The 16,790-nt window shown below is 40.9% G+C and carries 13 protein-coding genes; 9 read left to right on the top strand and 4 right to left on the bottom strand.

Features of this window, described 5'->3' with window-relative positions; genetic code table 11:
• Positions 1-255 precede the first annotated feature (255 nt).
• Positions 256-744 (top strand): tetratricopeptide repeat protein, encoded by a 489-nt coding sequence (locus CVN76_RS21355; RefSeq protein ID WP_100530110.1) that lies wholly within the window; start codon positions 256-258, stop codon positions 742-744.
• A 225-nt stretch (positions 745-969) separates the two neighbouring features.
• Here CVN76_RS21355 and shc read toward each other — a convergent pair whose 3' ends face one another.
• The 3 genes from shc to CVN76_RS21340 form a co-directional block, all read right to left on the bottom strand.
• Positions 970-2,865 carry a squalene--hopene cyclase gene (gene shc, locus CVN76_RS21350; RefSeq protein WP_100532974.1) on the bottom strand — a complete coding sequence of 632 codons (1,896 nt, stop codon included), beginning with the start codon at positions 2,863-2,865 and terminating at the stop codon, positions 970-972.
• Between the two features lie 156 nt (positions 2,866-3,021).
• Positions 3,022-4,677 carry a M14 family metallopeptidase gene (locus CVN76_RS21345; RefSeq protein WP_100532973.1) on the bottom strand — a complete coding sequence of 552 codons (1,656 nt, stop codon included), beginning with the start codon at positions 4,675-4,677 and terminating at the stop codon, positions 3,022-3,024.
• 271 nt (positions 4,678-4,948) lie between these two features.
• Positions 4,949-5,290: a DUF1450 domain-containing protein gene (locus tag CVN76_RS21340; RefSeq protein ID WP_198512614.1), complete on the bottom strand. Its 342-nt coding sequence runs from the start codon at positions 5,288-5,290 to the stop codon at positions 4,949-4,951.
• 254 nt (positions 5,291-5,544) lie between these two features.
• Here CVN76_RS21340 and CVN76_RS21335 point away from each other — a divergent pair, with 254 nt between their 5' ends.
• The 5 genes from CVN76_RS21335 (at position 5,545) to CVN76_RS21315 (ending at position 12,349) form a co-directional block, all read left to right on the top strand.
• On the top strand, positions 5,545-6,495 hold the full coding sequence (locus CVN76_RS21335; RefSeq protein ID WP_100532971.1) for an ABC transporter permease: 951 nt from the start codon (positions 5,545-5,547) through the stop codon (positions 6,493-6,495).
• On the top strand, positions 6,488-7,435 hold the full coding sequence (locus CVN76_RS21330; RefSeq protein WP_100532970.1) for an iron chelate uptake ABC transporter family permease subunit: 948 nt from the start codon (positions 6,488-6,490) through the stop codon (positions 7,433-7,435). The genes CVN76_RS21335 and CVN76_RS21330 overlap by 8 nt, the downstream gene beginning before the upstream one ends.
• Entirely contained in the window at positions 7,429-8,187 is a 759-nt protein-coding gene (locus tag CVN76_RS21325) for an iron ABC transporter ATP-binding protein (RefSeq protein WP_100532969.1), read from the top strand. Before CVN76_RS21330 ends, CVN76_RS21325 begins: the two co-directional genes overlap by 7 nt.
• A 205-nt stretch (positions 8,188-8,392) precedes the next feature.
• Positions 8,393-9,340 (top strand): siderophore ABC transporter substrate-binding protein, encoded by a 948-nt coding sequence (locus CVN76_RS21320; RefSeq protein WP_100532968.1) that lies wholly within the window; start codon positions 8,393-8,395, stop codon positions 9,338-9,340.
• 1,041 nt (positions 9,341-10,381) lie between these two features.
• Positions 10,382-12,349, top strand: coding sequence for an LTA synthase family protein (locus tag CVN76_RS21315; protein WP_100532967.1), 1,968 nt, complete (start codon positions 10,382-10,384; stop codon positions 12,347-12,349).
• A gap of 59 nt (positions 12,350-12,408) precedes the next feature.
• Here CVN76_RS21315 and CVN76_RS21310 read toward each other — a convergent pair whose 3' ends face one another.
• Positions 12,409-13,029, bottom strand: coding sequence for an RraA family protein (locus CVN76_RS21310; RefSeq protein WP_100532966.1), 621 nt, complete (start codon positions 13,027-13,029; stop codon positions 12,409-12,411).
• A gap of 290 nt (positions 13,030-13,319) precedes the next feature.
• Between CVN76_RS21310 and CVN76_RS21305 the strand changes: the two genes are divergently transcribed.
• The 3 genes from CVN76_RS21305 (at position 13,320) to CVN76_RS21295 (ending at position 16,040) form a co-directional block, all read left to right on the top strand.
• Positions 13,320-14,675, top strand: coding sequence for a DNRLRE domain-containing protein (locus CVN76_RS21305; RefSeq protein ID WP_100532965.1), 1,356 nt, complete (start codon positions 13,320-13,322; stop codon positions 14,673-14,675).
• A 26-nt stretch (positions 14,676-14,701) separates the two neighbouring features.
• Entirely contained in the window at positions 14,702-15,535 is an 834-nt protein-coding gene (locus CVN76_RS21300) for an ankyrin repeat domain-containing protein (RefSeq protein ID WP_100532964.1), read from the top strand.
• 94 nt (positions 15,536-15,629) lie between these two features.
• On the top strand, positions 15,630-16,040 hold the full coding sequence (locus tag CVN76_RS21295; RefSeq protein WP_100532963.1) for a hypothetical protein: 411 nt from the start codon (positions 15,630-15,632) through the stop codon (positions 16,038-16,040).
• The last annotated feature ends 750 nt before the right edge of the window (positions 16,041-16,790 follow it).

Genomic DNA, 16,790 nt, shown 5'->3' with positions numbered 1-16,790 from the left:
TGCAATGAAACGGTCTTAGGTATAAACCAGCCTAAACTGTGGGCACTCGGAATTCCATATTCTTGTTCACGCAGAGATAATCGAAACGTAAAGCGAGTGCCGAAGCAGCGATTAAAGTCGGAAATTCTTAAAGAATGATTGTGGAATGTTTTCTATCAACCCTTTCTTCCTTTTTAGAAGAATGAAGCAGGAAATGGTGGTGTGCCTACCGAAAGAGGGGGATGTAAGTACTTTCATTCAATGGAGGAATGTCGGATGGAGAGTTTAGCGAGGGCACTGTCCTTAAGAGCAAACAAAGAATATGAACAATCGAGTCAGGTATTGCAGGAGTTGGCGAAGCGAGATCCCGGCGATGCAATCATCCGGTATCATTGTGCCTGGAGCTTGGATATCCTGGGACTTGAGGAGGAAGCGGTTCCGCACTATGAAGCGGCCATCGGACTGGGATTGCCTGATGAGGAAGCAAAGGGTGCCTACCTAGGATTGGGAAGTACATATCGCACCATCGGGAAATATGCGCAAGCAAAACGGACATTGGAGGCGGGCCTGGAGAAATTTCCTGGCGACAGGGCTCTAGTGGTATTCAGGGCGATGGCCCATTATAATTTGGGTCAGCATGATCTGGCCATGGAATCTTTATTGAAAGTGATAGCGGAAACCTCGAATGATCGCGAAGTTCAATCATATGCAAGGGCGATTGAATTTTATAGCGATAAACTGGATATCGTTTTCACGGGAAAATGATCAGCCATCCCCAAATTATCCACATAGGGTATAAAAAACAAGATGTGAATGACGTTTCGCACAAATTTTATATGGATTAATCAACAAAATGGCACGTTTAGTCAAGGTATCGGGCAACTAGATGTGGATAACCCGGGATTGTGGATAACATTTCTGTTTCATTCCGTCCTTTTCCACAGGTAATCCACATATTCACCATTTTTGCTAAAAAAACAGCAGGGAAGGTTAAGCATTCAGGAATTTGTTCTTGTAATGGCTTAAGGCCAAAAGCGGATAGATATAGCGATAGCTGTGATAGTGGATATATAAAAAATCCGCCATTGCCTGCCCGACAGGATAATCATCGGTCCAGCTGCCGGCTTGACCGGAGCGGATCAGATAGGCGATGCCCTTCTCTATTTCCGCTGTCGGTTCTTCGGATACCGATATCAACGCATCCACCGCCCAGGCTGTATGGGTCAGGGTACTGGCACCTAGCGGAATATACCGTTCCTTGATGTCACTGTAGCAGGACTCACCCCAGCCGCCATCTTTATTTTGGATTTTCTTCAACCAAGCGGCTGCTTTTCGGATGGAATGATGTTCACTGGATTGCCCTGCTGCCTTCAGGCCAGTGAGGGCAGACCATGTGCCATATAGATAGCAGATTCCCCAGCGCCCATACCACGAGCCATCACGCTTCTGGTCTTGCATCAGCCAGTCGATCGCTCTTTTGCTGACTTCCTCAGGCTTCTTCATGTTTGTATAATTCCCTAGGAATTCAAGCGTCCTTCCGGTCAAATCAGCGGTCGAAGGGTCTGTCAGGAGATACTTGGAACCTTCCAGAGGCAGTAGCTGGAGCCATTTATGGTCGTTGTTCCGCTCGAAGGCAGGAAATCCGCCATCGTCATTTTGCATGGAAACGGTGAAGGAGACGCCGCGCTGCCAACTATCCCGTTTATCCGTCGCTTCACGGATTTGGTTAGAGAGCGCCCGCAGCGTGGCTGTCGTATCATCGACATCCGGGTTCATCGTATTCAAATCGGAAAACCCCCAGCCACCGGGGATTGCGTCAGGATTATGAATCAACCAATCTCCATACATATAATGCTGGCGTGACAGCAAATATTGATTGGCGGCGTGAACGGCCTCGTCTTCAAATGAGATGCCTGCTTCTTGAAGTGCGTAGCTGATCAATGAGGTATTCCAAACATGAGCAGTCGTAAATTGGATATGCGTCTGACCATCAACGGAACAGGCCATCCCCTTCAATCCTTCCACTGCCTTGACGATCACCGGATCATCTTTCGAATATCCAATGGAAAGGAGTGCAAAGATCATGAAGAAGGTGGAACCGAAATAATTATAAAGCGTTCCGTCCGGTTCAACTCTATCGAGCATATACCGCTTCGTTGAATCCAAGGCCAAGGAATGCAAGTAATCGGGAAACCCGATCAATGTTTTGATGCCGGATTGAATGGTGGAGAAGAATGAGCGATATTCTTCCGTCCGATATTCCTCCCATACGTGCTCCTCGGATCGTTCCTCCCTCGACAGGAACAAATCTTTTAAACTGGGAGCGTTGGAGCTTTTGATCTGAAACCGTTCATGACCAAGTAATAAGATGGGGATCATATTGACGCGTCCATATACGGAAAGATCATAGATGTTGACGAAAAAGGTTGGCGGCAGTAAGACCGCTTCAAGAGGAATCGGGAAAAAGCGCGGCCAGTTATATTGCCCGGTGACCGTGAGCATCATTTTGGTCAATGCTTTGGCCTGCTTGATCCCGCCCTTGGAAAGAATGAATTGTTTCGCTTTTCTCATATGGGGATCATGTTTAGTTCGAATGCCGCTATAGAGCAGACCATAGTAAGCTTCGATCGTTACCGTAACATTCCCATCCAGTTCGTCCGGGAAGAGCTTCCATGATCCGTTTTCGGTTTGCCTGCTTTCGATTCGTCTTACTAGAGCTTCTATAAGAGGAGGATCTTCCATATCAAGGATTTTTAACATGATGATCATATAGGCATCTGCAGTTATCCCGGTATCAAATGGATAATTCCACGAACCATCAGCGGATTGGTCCTGCTTCAAGCATTGAATAAGGCGGTCTATTTCCACTTGTACTTTTTGGTTCAAAGATGTTCCCCCTTAAACACTTTTTAATTAATATATATATTCGGAAGTCGCCGGTGCATTCGGAAAATCGAACCGTTTATAGCATTTCAGGATGGGGAACAGAAAACGCCTTGGCGAAATAATCAGCCAAAGCGTTTTTTTATGAACCAAGATCGATCATTTAGCGGGTAACGAGGATTGGTGCATATAGCGGTATATCGGAAGCTCCTTCCCCTTTACAGCAGGGATGAAATTGAATGTCACATAACTGTCTATCCCTTCAGGCTCGAGAGCAAGGGAGATGAAATTGGCATCAGCCTGGGCCATATCGAATACATAGCTCCCTTTTGGAAAATCATGTTTCTTCTTTGTTATGTCGGTGGTGACTGCCCTTGTCGCATGTCCGCTTTCCAGTTCCGGAGATACTTTTATATCCCTGACTTTATAGCCTTCAACTGATATTTTCATCGGTTTTTTTAATTTTTTCACGTCTACACCCAATAGCTGAAGTTTGTTGGCGATATCTTTGTATTCAGGCGGAAGGATGTAGGCTGTCGGGCGATTCCTGACAAGGGTAGGATAGGCATCGGTAGAATCGAGCCAATCGATTGGGATATTGACCAATTTTGCCTTCGCTAGATCGATTACTGCCAGCCGCTGATTCTTGACTACCTTATTCTCGCTGGCAATGACAATCTTGTCCTTATCATTAGCCTTTCTGCCTTTTTCGACGACTTCATGTTCTGCCTGTTTGACCACTTTTTTTACGGTACGTGCCTGATCGGCGGCCGTTTTAATGAATGCTGCCTGCGCGGTGGCCTGGGCAAAAACCCGCCGTTTAAAATCGGTCCGGGCAATATTGATGCCCCTTGTTTCAATCAGATAGGTCATCGTATTTTTCAAACCGAGGGCGTTTCTGCCGATGCGGGCCTCGGTGCTCCCTTCAGTAGCGGTAAGGACGCCGGCATCGGAAGTATCGAGTGTATAGTAATCATGATAGGAGAGCTTTTCCTTTTTCAACGTTTTAAAAACATTCGGTAAAAGCAGCTCATCCGAAGCTTTTCGAAGCGGCTCCGGTATATTCAGATTTTTGGCTGAGGAGATGAGTAGATCATAGGAAGAGATCGATCCATTTGCGCCTGCCTTTTTAAGGGGAGCCGGATTGACGGTATATTCATGTACATCAAGAATGACTTCAGGCTCATAATCATCGATTGCCTGATGGATTTTCTGTACTTCAGGATATTCCACTTTTAAATAATCGCGATTCGCATCCATATCATTGGCCGTATATCGTTTGAAATAATATGAGCCATCTGGATTGACGCGCGGAACGATGGCTACATTGACTTTTTCGAGGACATCGCCAAGCGTACCATCTGCCAGCCATTGGGCAAGGACTAATGTTGATTCACCAGCTGCGGGTTCATTCCCATGAATTTGGCCTTGGATCCAAATCAATGGTTTGTGGCTATCCTTCCGCGGATTTTTTGAATCCTTACTGAAAAGCAGCATCGGGATATCGCGTCCCTCTGTGGATTTTCCTATCGTCTTGACATGGATGTTTTTATTTTTACGGGAGAGGGATTTGATATAGCTCATCATTTCTTCTTGGCTGGTAAAGGCGATCTTGTCTTGCTTATAGGCAGGGGTCTTGAAAGATACGGCAGGTTCAGGGAAAAGATGGGAGAGATCATCAGGTTGAATATAGCTTGGGCCATTTCCGTAATAAGGGGTGAATTCTTCTGCCTTGGCGACTGGACTCTGGCCAGGCAATCCAGTGACAAGACCTAGTGTGACCGCTGATAAGATGGTTGGAATGATTTTTTTCACGAAGCTCCTCCTTGTTTATCTTTTTCCATAAATTATCATATTTTTCACTAGGTATACAGTATAAAAGAAAGATATGGTAAAAAACAGGGAGAATCTACTAGAAAGATAAGGATATTGCGTGGCTTCTGGCCCGGTAGGGTTACTCAGTCTCCAGGCCCTTTCCCCCCCCTTATGGATTCGGTAAATGGCAAGGCCCGCAGGTGAAGATTGATCTTATTCATCCAACTAAAAAATGAAGAAAATGCGAATCAGCCTTTGGCTTGACCCGCATTCATTTTAAAGCTTCTTGCAATTGGTCCAATAGATCATGTGAATCCTTTCCACGCATGATCTGGCCGTTCACTTTTGCATAAGATGTTTCCTTACATAACTTGCATTCACTTAAGCATTCATATTCTTTATATTGAATCCGTGGATTGGCTAGAAACTTACCATATTCAGCAATCGTTTGTTCGTTAGTGAAGCGGTCAAGGTTATTTTGGCAAAATTCAATCTGGATTTTTTCTTTTTTGGTGAACATTTTGGAAAGGAAGGTTTTCATCATATCGCTTCTTTCGTTAGAAGAGTAAATATTTGTTAGTTTGATTTTATCATTTCCAGGAGATAAATGCATGGATGGATTATCCAACTTCATTACAATATGACTAGCTTTAATTAATAAAAGTAATTCCTTTGTATATATTGACACATATCTAAGAAGTGTTAGAATAAGGGGGACCTTGATAATGATAATGAATCTCATTATCAAAAAAATAACATTTGTAGTAGGAATAAGAACATAAGACAGATAAATAGTCTTAATTCATATATTCTTAATTAAAAATAGTATCGCTGTATTTACTGAGATAGGAAGAGTAGGGAATGTAGATGAAGATAAAATATTTAGTTATTGCGTTAGTCATTTTATCCTTTACTTCATTGTTCATTGGCGTAAAGGATATTACCCCCCTCGATTTATTGGACTTAACCGATGATAAAGTGCAGATCATGCTGCAAAGCCGTCTCCCCAGAATGGTTACGATCATCATTGCCGGAGTGGTGATGAGCATAAGCGGACTGATCATGCAGCAATTGAGCCGCAATAAGTTTGTATCTCCCACCACTGCAGGGACGATGGATTCTGCAAGGCTTGGCCTCCTGCTTGCCCTTATCATCTTTCCATCAGCCGCCCTTATCGAGAAAATGGCATTCGCTTTCATATTCGCTTTGGCAGGTACCTTCTTGTTCATGAAGATTCTTGATCAAGTTAAATATAAGGATACGATCTTCATTCCATTGGTTGGGTTGATGTTTGGCAATATCGTCGGTTCCATCTCGACCTTCTTTGCTTACAAATATGATTTGATCCAAAGCCTCAATACCTGGATGAATGGCGATTTTTCGATGATCATGTCGGGAAGGTACGAGCTTATATATATTAGTATCCCGTTAGTCATTCTCGCCTACTTCTTTGCCAATAAATTCACTGTGGCAGGCATGGGCGAGGAGTTCGCCATCAACCTGGGGCTCAATTATAAATTCGTCGTCAACTTCGGATTGGTTATCGTGGCCTTATCCTCGACAGTCGTTTTGCTGACGGTGGGGACCATACCTTTCATAGGATTGATCGTACCGAATATTGTATCCCTTTACCTTGGTGATAATTTGAAAAACAGCCTTTCTCATACAGCGTTGCTAGGGGCCGTGTTCCTATTGTTCTGCGATATTCTGGGCAGGATCATCATTTATCCATTTGAAATCCCGATCGGTCTCGTGGTGGGTGTGATAGGAAGCGTCGTATTCATCTATCTGATAATGAGGAGAAAGGCATATGAATAATAAAAGTAAGATCATCATCTTAGCCGTTCTTGCAGCGGTCCTGACGGCAGGTTATATCTTTTGGGATCTTGGTCCGAACTGGGATTATGCACTTCCGAGAAGGGTCATGAAAATTCTCGCCATCATTGTGGTAGGCTGCGCAATAGCCTTTTCAACCGTGATTTTCCAGACGGTCACGAATAATAAAATCCTGACACCAAGCATTTTGGGATTGGACTCCATGTATATGCTGATCCAGACCGGAGTGATTTTCCTCTTTGGTTCTACGCACATCCTGATCATGAATAAAACGCTTAATTTCCTGATTACGCTGACTGCGATGCTCATTTTTTCCAGTTTGCTGTTCAAATTCATGTTCAAGAAAGACCGCAATATTTACTTCTTGTTGCTAATCGGCATCATCTTCGGGACACTATTTGGCAGCATGTCTTCATTCATGCAAGTTTTAATAGACCCGAATGAGTTTCAGATCATCCAAAATAAAATGTTTGCCAGCTTCAATAATGTAAATACAGACCTATTAACCTTAGCCATCATCCTCATGATAGCGGCAATGATCTATTTCATGAGATTTTTGAAGTATTTGGATGTCATGTCCCTCGGGAGGGACCAAGCCGTAAACCTGGGTGTCGATTATGATTTTGTCACGAAACGGGTCTTGATCGTCGTGACGATCCTGATATCCATTTCTACTGCCCTGATCGGCCCCATCACATTCCTCGGGTTACTTGTTGCCAATGTGGCTTACCAATTCATTAAATCCTATCGCCATAAACACATCATCCCGGGGGCGATGCTGATCAGTGTGATTGCCTTGGTCGGCGGTCAATTCATTGTAGAGAGGATCTTCACATTCTCTACTACCCTAAGTGTGATCATTAACTTCATTGGCGGAGTTTATTTCATCTATCTTCTATTAAAGGAGAATAAATCATGGTAGAAGTGAGAAATTTATTCAAAAAATATCATAATAAGACGGTGGTCGAGGACGTTTCCCTTGAAATCAAGAAAGGGAAAATCACTTCCTTCATCGGTCCCAATGGGGCGGGGAAAAGTACCGTCCTGTCGATGATCAGCCGGCTCATCACCCGTGATTCAGGGGAAGTCCTGATTGATGGGAAGGATATGGGGACATTCACTAGCAAGGAGCTTGCAAAGAAAATCGCCATTTTAAAGCAGGCGAACCATATCAATATCCGATTGACGATTCGTGAACTCGTCGCATTTGGCCGGTTCCCATATTCACAAGGTAAACTGACGAAAGAGGATTGGAAGTATGTCGATGAAGCGATTGAATATATGGAGCTTGCCGACATGCAGGAGAAATACCTCGACCAGCTTAGCGGCGGGCAGCAGCAACGGGCATTCATTGCCATGGTCATTGCCCAGAATACGGAGTATGTGCTTCTTGACGAACCTTTGAACAATCTGGATATGAAGCATTCCGTTCAAATCATGAAGGTATTGAGACGATTGGCGGATGAACTTGGGAAGACGGTCATCATCGTCATCCATGACATTAATTTTGCCTCCTGCTATTCCGACTATATCGTGGCATTGAAGGACGGCAAGGTCGTCCATAATGGGCCTATCGAGCAAGTCATTAATTCCGATGTATTGAAGGAAATCTATGATATGGATATTGAAATCCAAAATATCAACAACAATAAAATTTGTGTGTACTTCACATAAGCACCAAACCATTCGGTTTTTAATTACTTCAGTAATCGTAGCCGTTCCACAAGCAATTCGCACATTCAGTTGGCTGTAAAGAGTTGGCGGGCGCCCAAGATTATAGCCGCCTCCTGTTTTCAGGGAGAAGTGTCGAAGGTGATTGTGTGATGGTGAGGATGCGTAAAGTGATTTTAAATAAAAAATATTTTTCGAGGTGACCAAAATGTTAAAGAAAATATCTGTATTGCTCTTAATTGCAATGCTGGCTGTAGTGGCTGTGGCTTGTGGATCAGATAAAGATAAAGAAGAAACAGGTACGAAAAAAGAAAGTGCCAAAAGCGAAGAAATGACCGTTAAGCACCAATTAGGCGAAACGAAAGTGAAAACGAATCCTAAAAAAGTTGTGGTATTCGATATGGGTGCCCTTGATACTCTTGATAAATTTGGTGTGAAAGTGGCTGCCGTCCCTCATGATGGACTTCCTAAATACCTTTCTAGTTATAAAGATACAACAGAGAATGCAGGCGGGTTAAAAGAACCTGACTTCGAAAAAATCAACGAGCTGGCTCCGGACCTAATCCTGATATCTGGCCGTCAATCCGAAGCATATGAAGAATTAAGCAAAATTGCGCCAACAGTCTTTGTAGGTGTCGATACGACAAAGTATATGGAATCCTTTAAAGAAAATGTAACGCTTTTAGGTGAAATCTTCGGTAAAAAAGACGAAGCAGCTAAAGAATTGGCAACTGTTGAAGAACACATTAATGCATTGAAAGAAAAAGTTCCAGCTGATAAGAAAGGCTTAATCGTTCTTGCAAACGGCGGTAAAATAAGTGCATACGGTCCTGATTCAAGGTTCGGAATCATCCATGATGTATTCGGAGTGCCTGCTGTCGATGATAAATTGGAAGTGTCTACACATGGTCAAAGCGTTTCTTTCGAATACATTGCGGAAAAGAATCCAGATTATCTATTCGTTGTCGATAGAGATGCGGTTGTCGGTGATGGCGCAGCAGCAAAAGAAACAGTGGAAAACGATATCGTGAAAAATACTAAAGCATTTAAAGAAGGTAACATCATTTATCTTGACCCCAACTACTGGTACCTATCCGGAGGCGGACTTGAATCCGTTGATGAGATGGTGAATGAAATTTCTGAAGGCATCAAGTAAGGGAAATATAAGCAATGCCTGTCCTCGATTGAGGGCAGGTTTTTTTGGTTTTTATAATAAATTTTAATGAAATTAGATATATGTAACGAAGAGAATCAGGAATCATTGAAAATGTAAAAGTGGATTATAAAAAGGTCCGGGCATGTGTGTAAGTTACGTAACCGACAGTCGATATGGACTGGGTGCCAATGGGCTAAAAACGCCCAAGTTAGCCGCAAAAAAAATAGTTTCTTCCTATTATAATGGAAACCTGCCCAAAAGGATCGATGTTTGTACGTGAATATGTTCCATCGCAAACGCTTATTGGCAATCGGTTTGGAAATTCAACCCTGGGATGGATTGAAAAAATGCCTTCGTGACATTTTCGTGTCATTTTCGGTTTGTTAAAAAGTAAGGATAAGCAAATTGGATAATTGGATTTATCCTGGAATGATGTCGAAAAAAGGCGTCCGGGAGAACAAACATGCCATTATTATTTTGTTAGATTATGGAAGTAGCGGAGGGCGCTGAAATGTACGAAAATAGGGGGCGTTAATCGTTTTAAAGGAATGAAAAAGCAAGTGCCGCTGAATGGCCAAGCGAATTTTCACTTGTCGAAATACCTGGAAAGAAAGCGCGGACAATCCAATTGCTTGCAAAAGAAACGAAGATTTATATCTTTACATATTTTGTAATGTACTGGTGTTTTTATTAAGAGTCGTTTATAATGGTAAAAGCCTGAAGGAAGTGAACGTAAATTGTGACAGTCATCCATCGTCTTTGAAAAAGTTACGGTTATATTTATTGGAATAAGATCAAGGAATCTTATATATTTGTTATAGTTGTGTTGAACATTCAAGACGGATCCTGTTATTTTTTCGAAGGCTTGTTCATAAGCTAAAGAAGTGTTACATGAGGATAAGCAAATGAGTGACAAAAAGTGGTTTGTCATAATCTTGACTATCTGAGCGAAAGAATGCTATTATAAGTTCTGCGATTTTCCGTCTAATCCTTATGCAAAAGTTTATATAAATAAACCACTAGATTAATAGAGGTGAAAGCATGAATAATTTTCTTAAAAAAAGCCGGCATTTATTTGCAAATAACATACTAGGCTTTTTCTTTATTGCAGTAGTACTGTTTTGGATAAAAACTTATATTGGATATCGAGTCGAATTTAACTTAGGCCTTGAGAACGGCCTCCAGCAGTTCCTGCTGTTCATAAACCCGATTAGTTCAGCCATTTTATTCTTTGGCTTGGCACTATTGGCGAAAGGCAAAAAGTCGTTTAAATGGATTATCAGGCTGAACTTATTGATGTCTTTATGGTTGTTCTTCAATATCGTTTATTACCGTTCATTTACCGATTTCATCACATTGCCAACCTTGACACAAGTGCAGAATGCCGGGGATTTAGGACCGAGTATTTTGGAATTATTTAAAGGACATGATGTATTTTATTTCCTTGATACGGTCCTGTTGATCGTGTTGTACCGATTCAGAAACTTTAAAATAGAAGAAATCAGAGTCAAACGCCGTACGATTGGATTGGTTTACTTGGCGGGACTTGCGATCTTTGCCATTAATTTAGGACTTGCCGAAAAAGATCGTCCGCAATTGCTATCAAGGACTTTCGACCGCAACTATATCGTCAAGTACTTGGGAATGTTCAACTATACGGTTTACGATGCTGTTCAAAATACAAAAACGTATGCGCAGCGAGCAACTGCAAATAGTACGGATATCGCAGAAGTGGTCAACTATACGAAGGCAACAAGCGCTGAACCGAATCCTAAGTATTTCGGAAAAGCTGAAGGCAAGAACGTCATTTACTTGCATTTGGAATCCATGCAGAATTTCATGATCGATTATAAATTGAATGGAGAAGAAGTAACGCCATTCTTAAACTCACTTGCACATGATAATTCAGATTTCATGTATTTTGATAACTTCTTCCATCAAGTGGGCCAGGGTAAAACAGCAGATGCCGAATTCATGCTCGAAAATTCCCTATTCGGTTTACCGCAGGGGGCAGCATTCACAAACAGATCGCAAAACACGTATCAAGCTGCACCAGCGATTTTAGGGCAAAAAGGGTATACCTCTGCCGTTTTCCATGGTAATTATAAATCCTTCTGGAACCGGGATAAGATGTATAAGTCTCTAGGCTTCAATCAGTTTTTCGATGCTAACCATTATAATATGGAAAACAAAGAAGAAGTGCTTAGTTATGGTTTGATGGATAAACCGTTCTTCAAAGAATCTATTCCGATGTTAGAAACGCTAAAACAGCCTTTCTATACAAAATTCATAACTGTATCTCATCACTTCCCATATGCGATGGATCAGGAAAAAGCAACAATCGGTAAACAAACGACCGGCGATGCTTCGGTCGATAATTACTTCCAAACAGCACGCTATGCCGATGAAGCATTAAGGGAGTTCTTCGATTATCTGAAAAAATCAGGCCTATATGACAACTCGGTAATCGTTATGTATGGTGATCATTATGGTATTTCCGAAAACCATAAAGAAGCCATGTCAAAAGTGCTTGGCAAGGATGTTGGCGCATTTGAAAATGCCCAATTGCAACGTGTACCATTATTGATTCATGCACCGGGTGTTAAAGGTGGGGAAATGCATCAGTACGGAGGACAGATTGACCTCCTTCCGACCTTATTGCATCTGTTAGGTGTTGAATCCAAGGATTATGTACAATTCGGTTCGGATTTATTGTCAAAAGATCATAATGAAGTAGTGCCTTTCAGGAATGGTGATTTTGTAACACCAGATGTCACCTCCATTAAAGGGAAATACTACGATACGAAAACAGGCGAATTGGTCGAGGAAAATGATGACATCCTCAATTATAAAAAGAGAGCTGAAACGATGCTCAATTTATCCGACCAAGTCGTGAACGGGGACTTACTCCGTTTCTACACGCCGAATGGCTTTAAACCAATAGACCCTACTGATTATGATTACACGTATGAAGAAGATGGTTCAAAGGAAGCTGAAACAGGCAAATAAAGCAAAACAAACGAAACAGGCAGGAAGCAATGGCTTCCTGCCTGTTTTTTTGTTTGCGATCATGCTTTATTGGTCATCAAGGCGATATATTTTCTAATTTCTACAGGCTTTCCTGCATACTTTTCGGCCCGTTCTTCATCCTTTTTGATTTTATCTTTTGCGTGTACCAGGATTTCTTCTCCCCTTGCTTGAGGAATGACAACGACCCCATCTGCGTCCCCGACGATGATGTCCCCCGGGAATACGGCAACTCCGCCACAGGAAATGGGGACATTCGTTTCTCCAACGCCTGCCTTGCCACTTGAGGCAATGGTGCTCCCTTTGCAGAACACGGGGAATTTCAGGTCTGTGATCGCCTTAAGATCACGAATGACCCCGTCGACTACGAGCGCGCCGATTTCCATCGTCTGCATCATGCCGACGACAAAATCTCCCGCTATCGCCCGGTATGTATCGCCTTTACTATCTACGACGATTATATCTCCAGGCCTTGCCTCAGCGATCGCTTTTAAGACCGCTGAATTATCACCGACAGGCACCTGTACCGTCAAAGCCCGTCCAGCAAAACGATAATCCCCATCCAACGGTTTGATAGCCGAATCCAGATTACTCATGCCCCCCATCGCATCCGAAATGGCCGTAGTGGGTAAATCCCTGAACTTTTGAATTAGCGCATCCATGAATAAGACTCCTCCTTGAAAATGCATGATATAGCTTCATTATACACAATTTTAATAATTTTCCATTTATTATTTAAGCTTATTCAAAAGGGGTTTCACAGCAGGGGATAATAACGTATATCGACAAAATAGGATAATGTAATCAAGCAGTAAATGATGCATTTTGCCCTAAAAGTTATATATTTTTAAATTTTATGGATCATTATTGGATAATAGTACCTATTATGTAACATTTAGTGTTATAATTTTTTTAATCTCAGTTGAGAAATTTGTAGAAAAAGGGGAGGAATATGAAAAGAATAAGAATTCCGCTGTATCTTTTTGTTTCAATATTGGTTATAGAAATTTTAACATTGTTTGCTGTTCCTAAGGCGTTTGCAGCCACTTTCGCATCCGTACAAACTTGGGTAAGTGCCCCCTCCGATATTGAAGATTCCTTTGTTAGTAGCCAGTCACCAGAGACTAACTACTCCACTAGTTCATACTTAGTTGTTGGCAAACATCAAAACTTTGCAACCACGCGCTCCTTCATAAAATTCCAGCTTCCAGATCTTCCACAAGGAGCTACCATCACATCAGCCAAGATAAGCCTCTATCAATATTACAACTCCACCAATCAAGTCATCGTAGACATTAGACCGGTAAACAATTCTTGGAAGGCCAAAACAATTAACTGGAACAATAAACCTTCAGTTGGCAGTAGCATCTCCAACAAAAGGGTTGATAAACCTTCATGGAATGATTTTTTTATCACGAATTTGGTGAAAGGTTGGTATAGCGGGGAAGCCAATCATGGTGTTGTTATTCAATTTCGAGATGAAACACAACCGACTAAGATTTTTTATTCGAACGACCATCCCACTTTAAAACCAAAATTAACAATTACGTATTCTATTTCGGATGAATCAAAAAAAGAGTATCGAGCGTTTTGGGTGGATATGTTTCATGATGGGGCAAAGACTCCAGCTCAAGTTGATCAATTAATTAAAGATGTTCAAATAAGTAACGCTAATACAATCTTTCTCCAGGTTAGGCGTCGAGGAGATGCATATTATTCAAAGTCGCTTGAACCAAAAACGGAGGATCCATTTTTGCTAAGTAACTATGATCCACTAGAAGACTTGATTAAGAAAGCACACTCTGCTCATCCAAAAATCCAAGTGCATGCATGGTTTGCCATAATGCCGATTTGGAACAAAACCATGGCACCAAAAGATTCTGCCCATATTTTCAACGCTCATGGCAACTCTCAACCTATTAAAAATAACTGGTTAAGTAAAACCAATACAGGAAAATATGTCAGCGGATCTGACTATGTCATAGATCCAGGTCATCCTGATGCAGTGAATTACACAAGAGATGTCATTAAACATGTTGTAAATCATTATGATGTTGATGGGATCCAAATGGACCTTGTGCGGTATATGGGGGAAGAATGGGGTTATAACGAAGTTAGTGTACAAAGGTATAATCAAGTGCACGGGAAAACAGGTACTCCACTGCCGGGTGACCCTGCGTGGAAACAATGGAGAAGAGACCAAATTGACAACATGATTAGAAAAATTTATACCTCGGTACAGAGTGCTAAGCCTTCAGTTACCGTTTCTGCAGCTACGATTGCTTGGGGTGGAGAATTCCCTTCTTAAAAATTATTAAATTGGTGGGATGCTCAATGAATTGCAATAATATATACAAAGCCGCTGCACAAGGCAATATCGTTAAGTTAAAAACAATTATTTCCTCGGGTTGTGATATTAATAAAGGTGATGAGGAAGACTATACGGCACTTCATTGGGCGGTTCAAGAGGGTAAATTAGATGTAGTAAAATTGCTGTTGGAAAACGGAGCAAATATTAATTGTCAAGATGTAGAAAACTATACCCCTATTGAAATTGCATGTACTAAAGGGCATGTGGGAATCTTGAAACTTCTTATTGATAAGGGAAGCAACTTGAGTTTAGATCGAGGTGGATATACCCCTTTACACGCGTCCGCTGCATCAGGGAAATTGGAGATTACTAAAATATTGATTCAAAGTGGTCTATCCATTAATAAGCAAGATCAAAATGGGACAGGGTATACACCATTGCACTGGGCTACTCAAGAAGGCTACTTAAGGTGTATAGAATTATTGGTTCAAAGCGGTGCAAATGTTAATGTGAAAGATGCAAATGGATTTTCTGCACTATATATAGCTTCTAGCGAAGGCTACACAGATATTGTTAGTTTTTTAATTAACAATAATGCAGATATTGATATTATAGCTGAAGGGTCTGTAACACCACTAATGATAGCTTGTATATACAATCATCCTGAAGTAGTAAAGGTATTAATAGAAAACAAAGCAAGTATAGAGATTAAAGATAACGAAGGAAGAACCCCGCTTTTTAACGCGGTAGTGCATGGGAATACAGACATTGTAAAGACCTTACTAAAATGTGGTGCTAATAGGGATGTAGTTGATTATTCAGGTGAAAATTTGCTAAATCTTTTACGGAAACTTTAATTAAATGATAGATCAAATATATAAAATCAGGTAGAAAACGTTGTGGCATTAAGAGGGAATTACCCTTATACATTAATCCTACAAGGAGAAAAGGATGAAATATCCAAGAAGTGGGTTAAGGATTAGATGTGAAAAAGGAGTTCATCCTGAGGTACGAACTGTGTGTTTGAATTTTGGGAGATGGCTTCGAAAAAACATGAATTTTCCAATTCGAGTTGTTGTATATGTGAAAAGTGATTATCAAATTGAAAATCGTACAACAAAAGAGTATGTAACAGCTACCTTTTTTGCACCCTATGATAAAGATGTAGAACCTTATATACGTATTGCAACTGGAGATTATGATGAACTTATTCAAGATCGAGGAAAAGTCGATGCTCTTTATACTATGCTAGATACTTTTGCGCATGAAATTATTCTTTATCAGCAATGGATAAATGATAAAGAAATGGATGAAGATGAGGCTGAGGAAAAAGGCTTTAAGCTTGTGGATAGGTATGCTTAAAGTATAGAAACCATACTTGATTTTTAAATTATTAGAGGAGATCGTTTAAAGAGTACTAGTTGGTTATGCTGAGTGCATTTAGTATTTTTATTTATCTTTTGATTGCCTAGATTTTCTTGGCAAGCTACCTTAATTTATTGTTCGATCTTAAGAAGAACAAAAATGAATAGGTGATTTAATGTCTAGTATAGTGATTATTACAGTGTTAGCGGTAATACTAATAATTCAAGTGATTAGGGATAATAATTATATCTGGTTACTGTGTTTAGTACCTTTTGCGTGTTCAATAGTCCTTTCCCTAACAGATATTTTAGATTTTATCCCCAATTTGGTTGTGAGCATTATATTTTATATAATTGTTATCCTGACCTTCTTTTTATGTGTATATTATAGCTTAAAAAAAGACAATGATAATCCTGACGATTCCTCTGATTGAAAGATGACAGGTGTACATGGACGTTCGTAAGAGTTCACTTTTACGAACGTTTTTTCTAAAATTGTTAATTTAGTAGAAACGTTGAGACTTAAAGAGGGAATTACATTTATCAATTAATCCTACAAGGAGAAAAGTATGAAGTATCCAAGAAGTGGGTTAAGGATTAGATGTAAAAAAGGAGTTCACCCTGAGGTACGAACTGTGTGTTTGAATTTTGGGAGATGGCTTCGAAAAAACATGGATTTTCCAATTCGAGTCGTTGTATATCTGAAAAGTGATTATCAAATTGAAAATCGTAAAACAAAAGAGTATGT

It is taken from the genome of Bacillus sp. mrc49, from assembly GCF_002803435.1.
The sequence above is the reverse complement of the archived record's forward strand: the minus strand, read 5'-3'. Positions and strand labels throughout refer to the sequence as shown.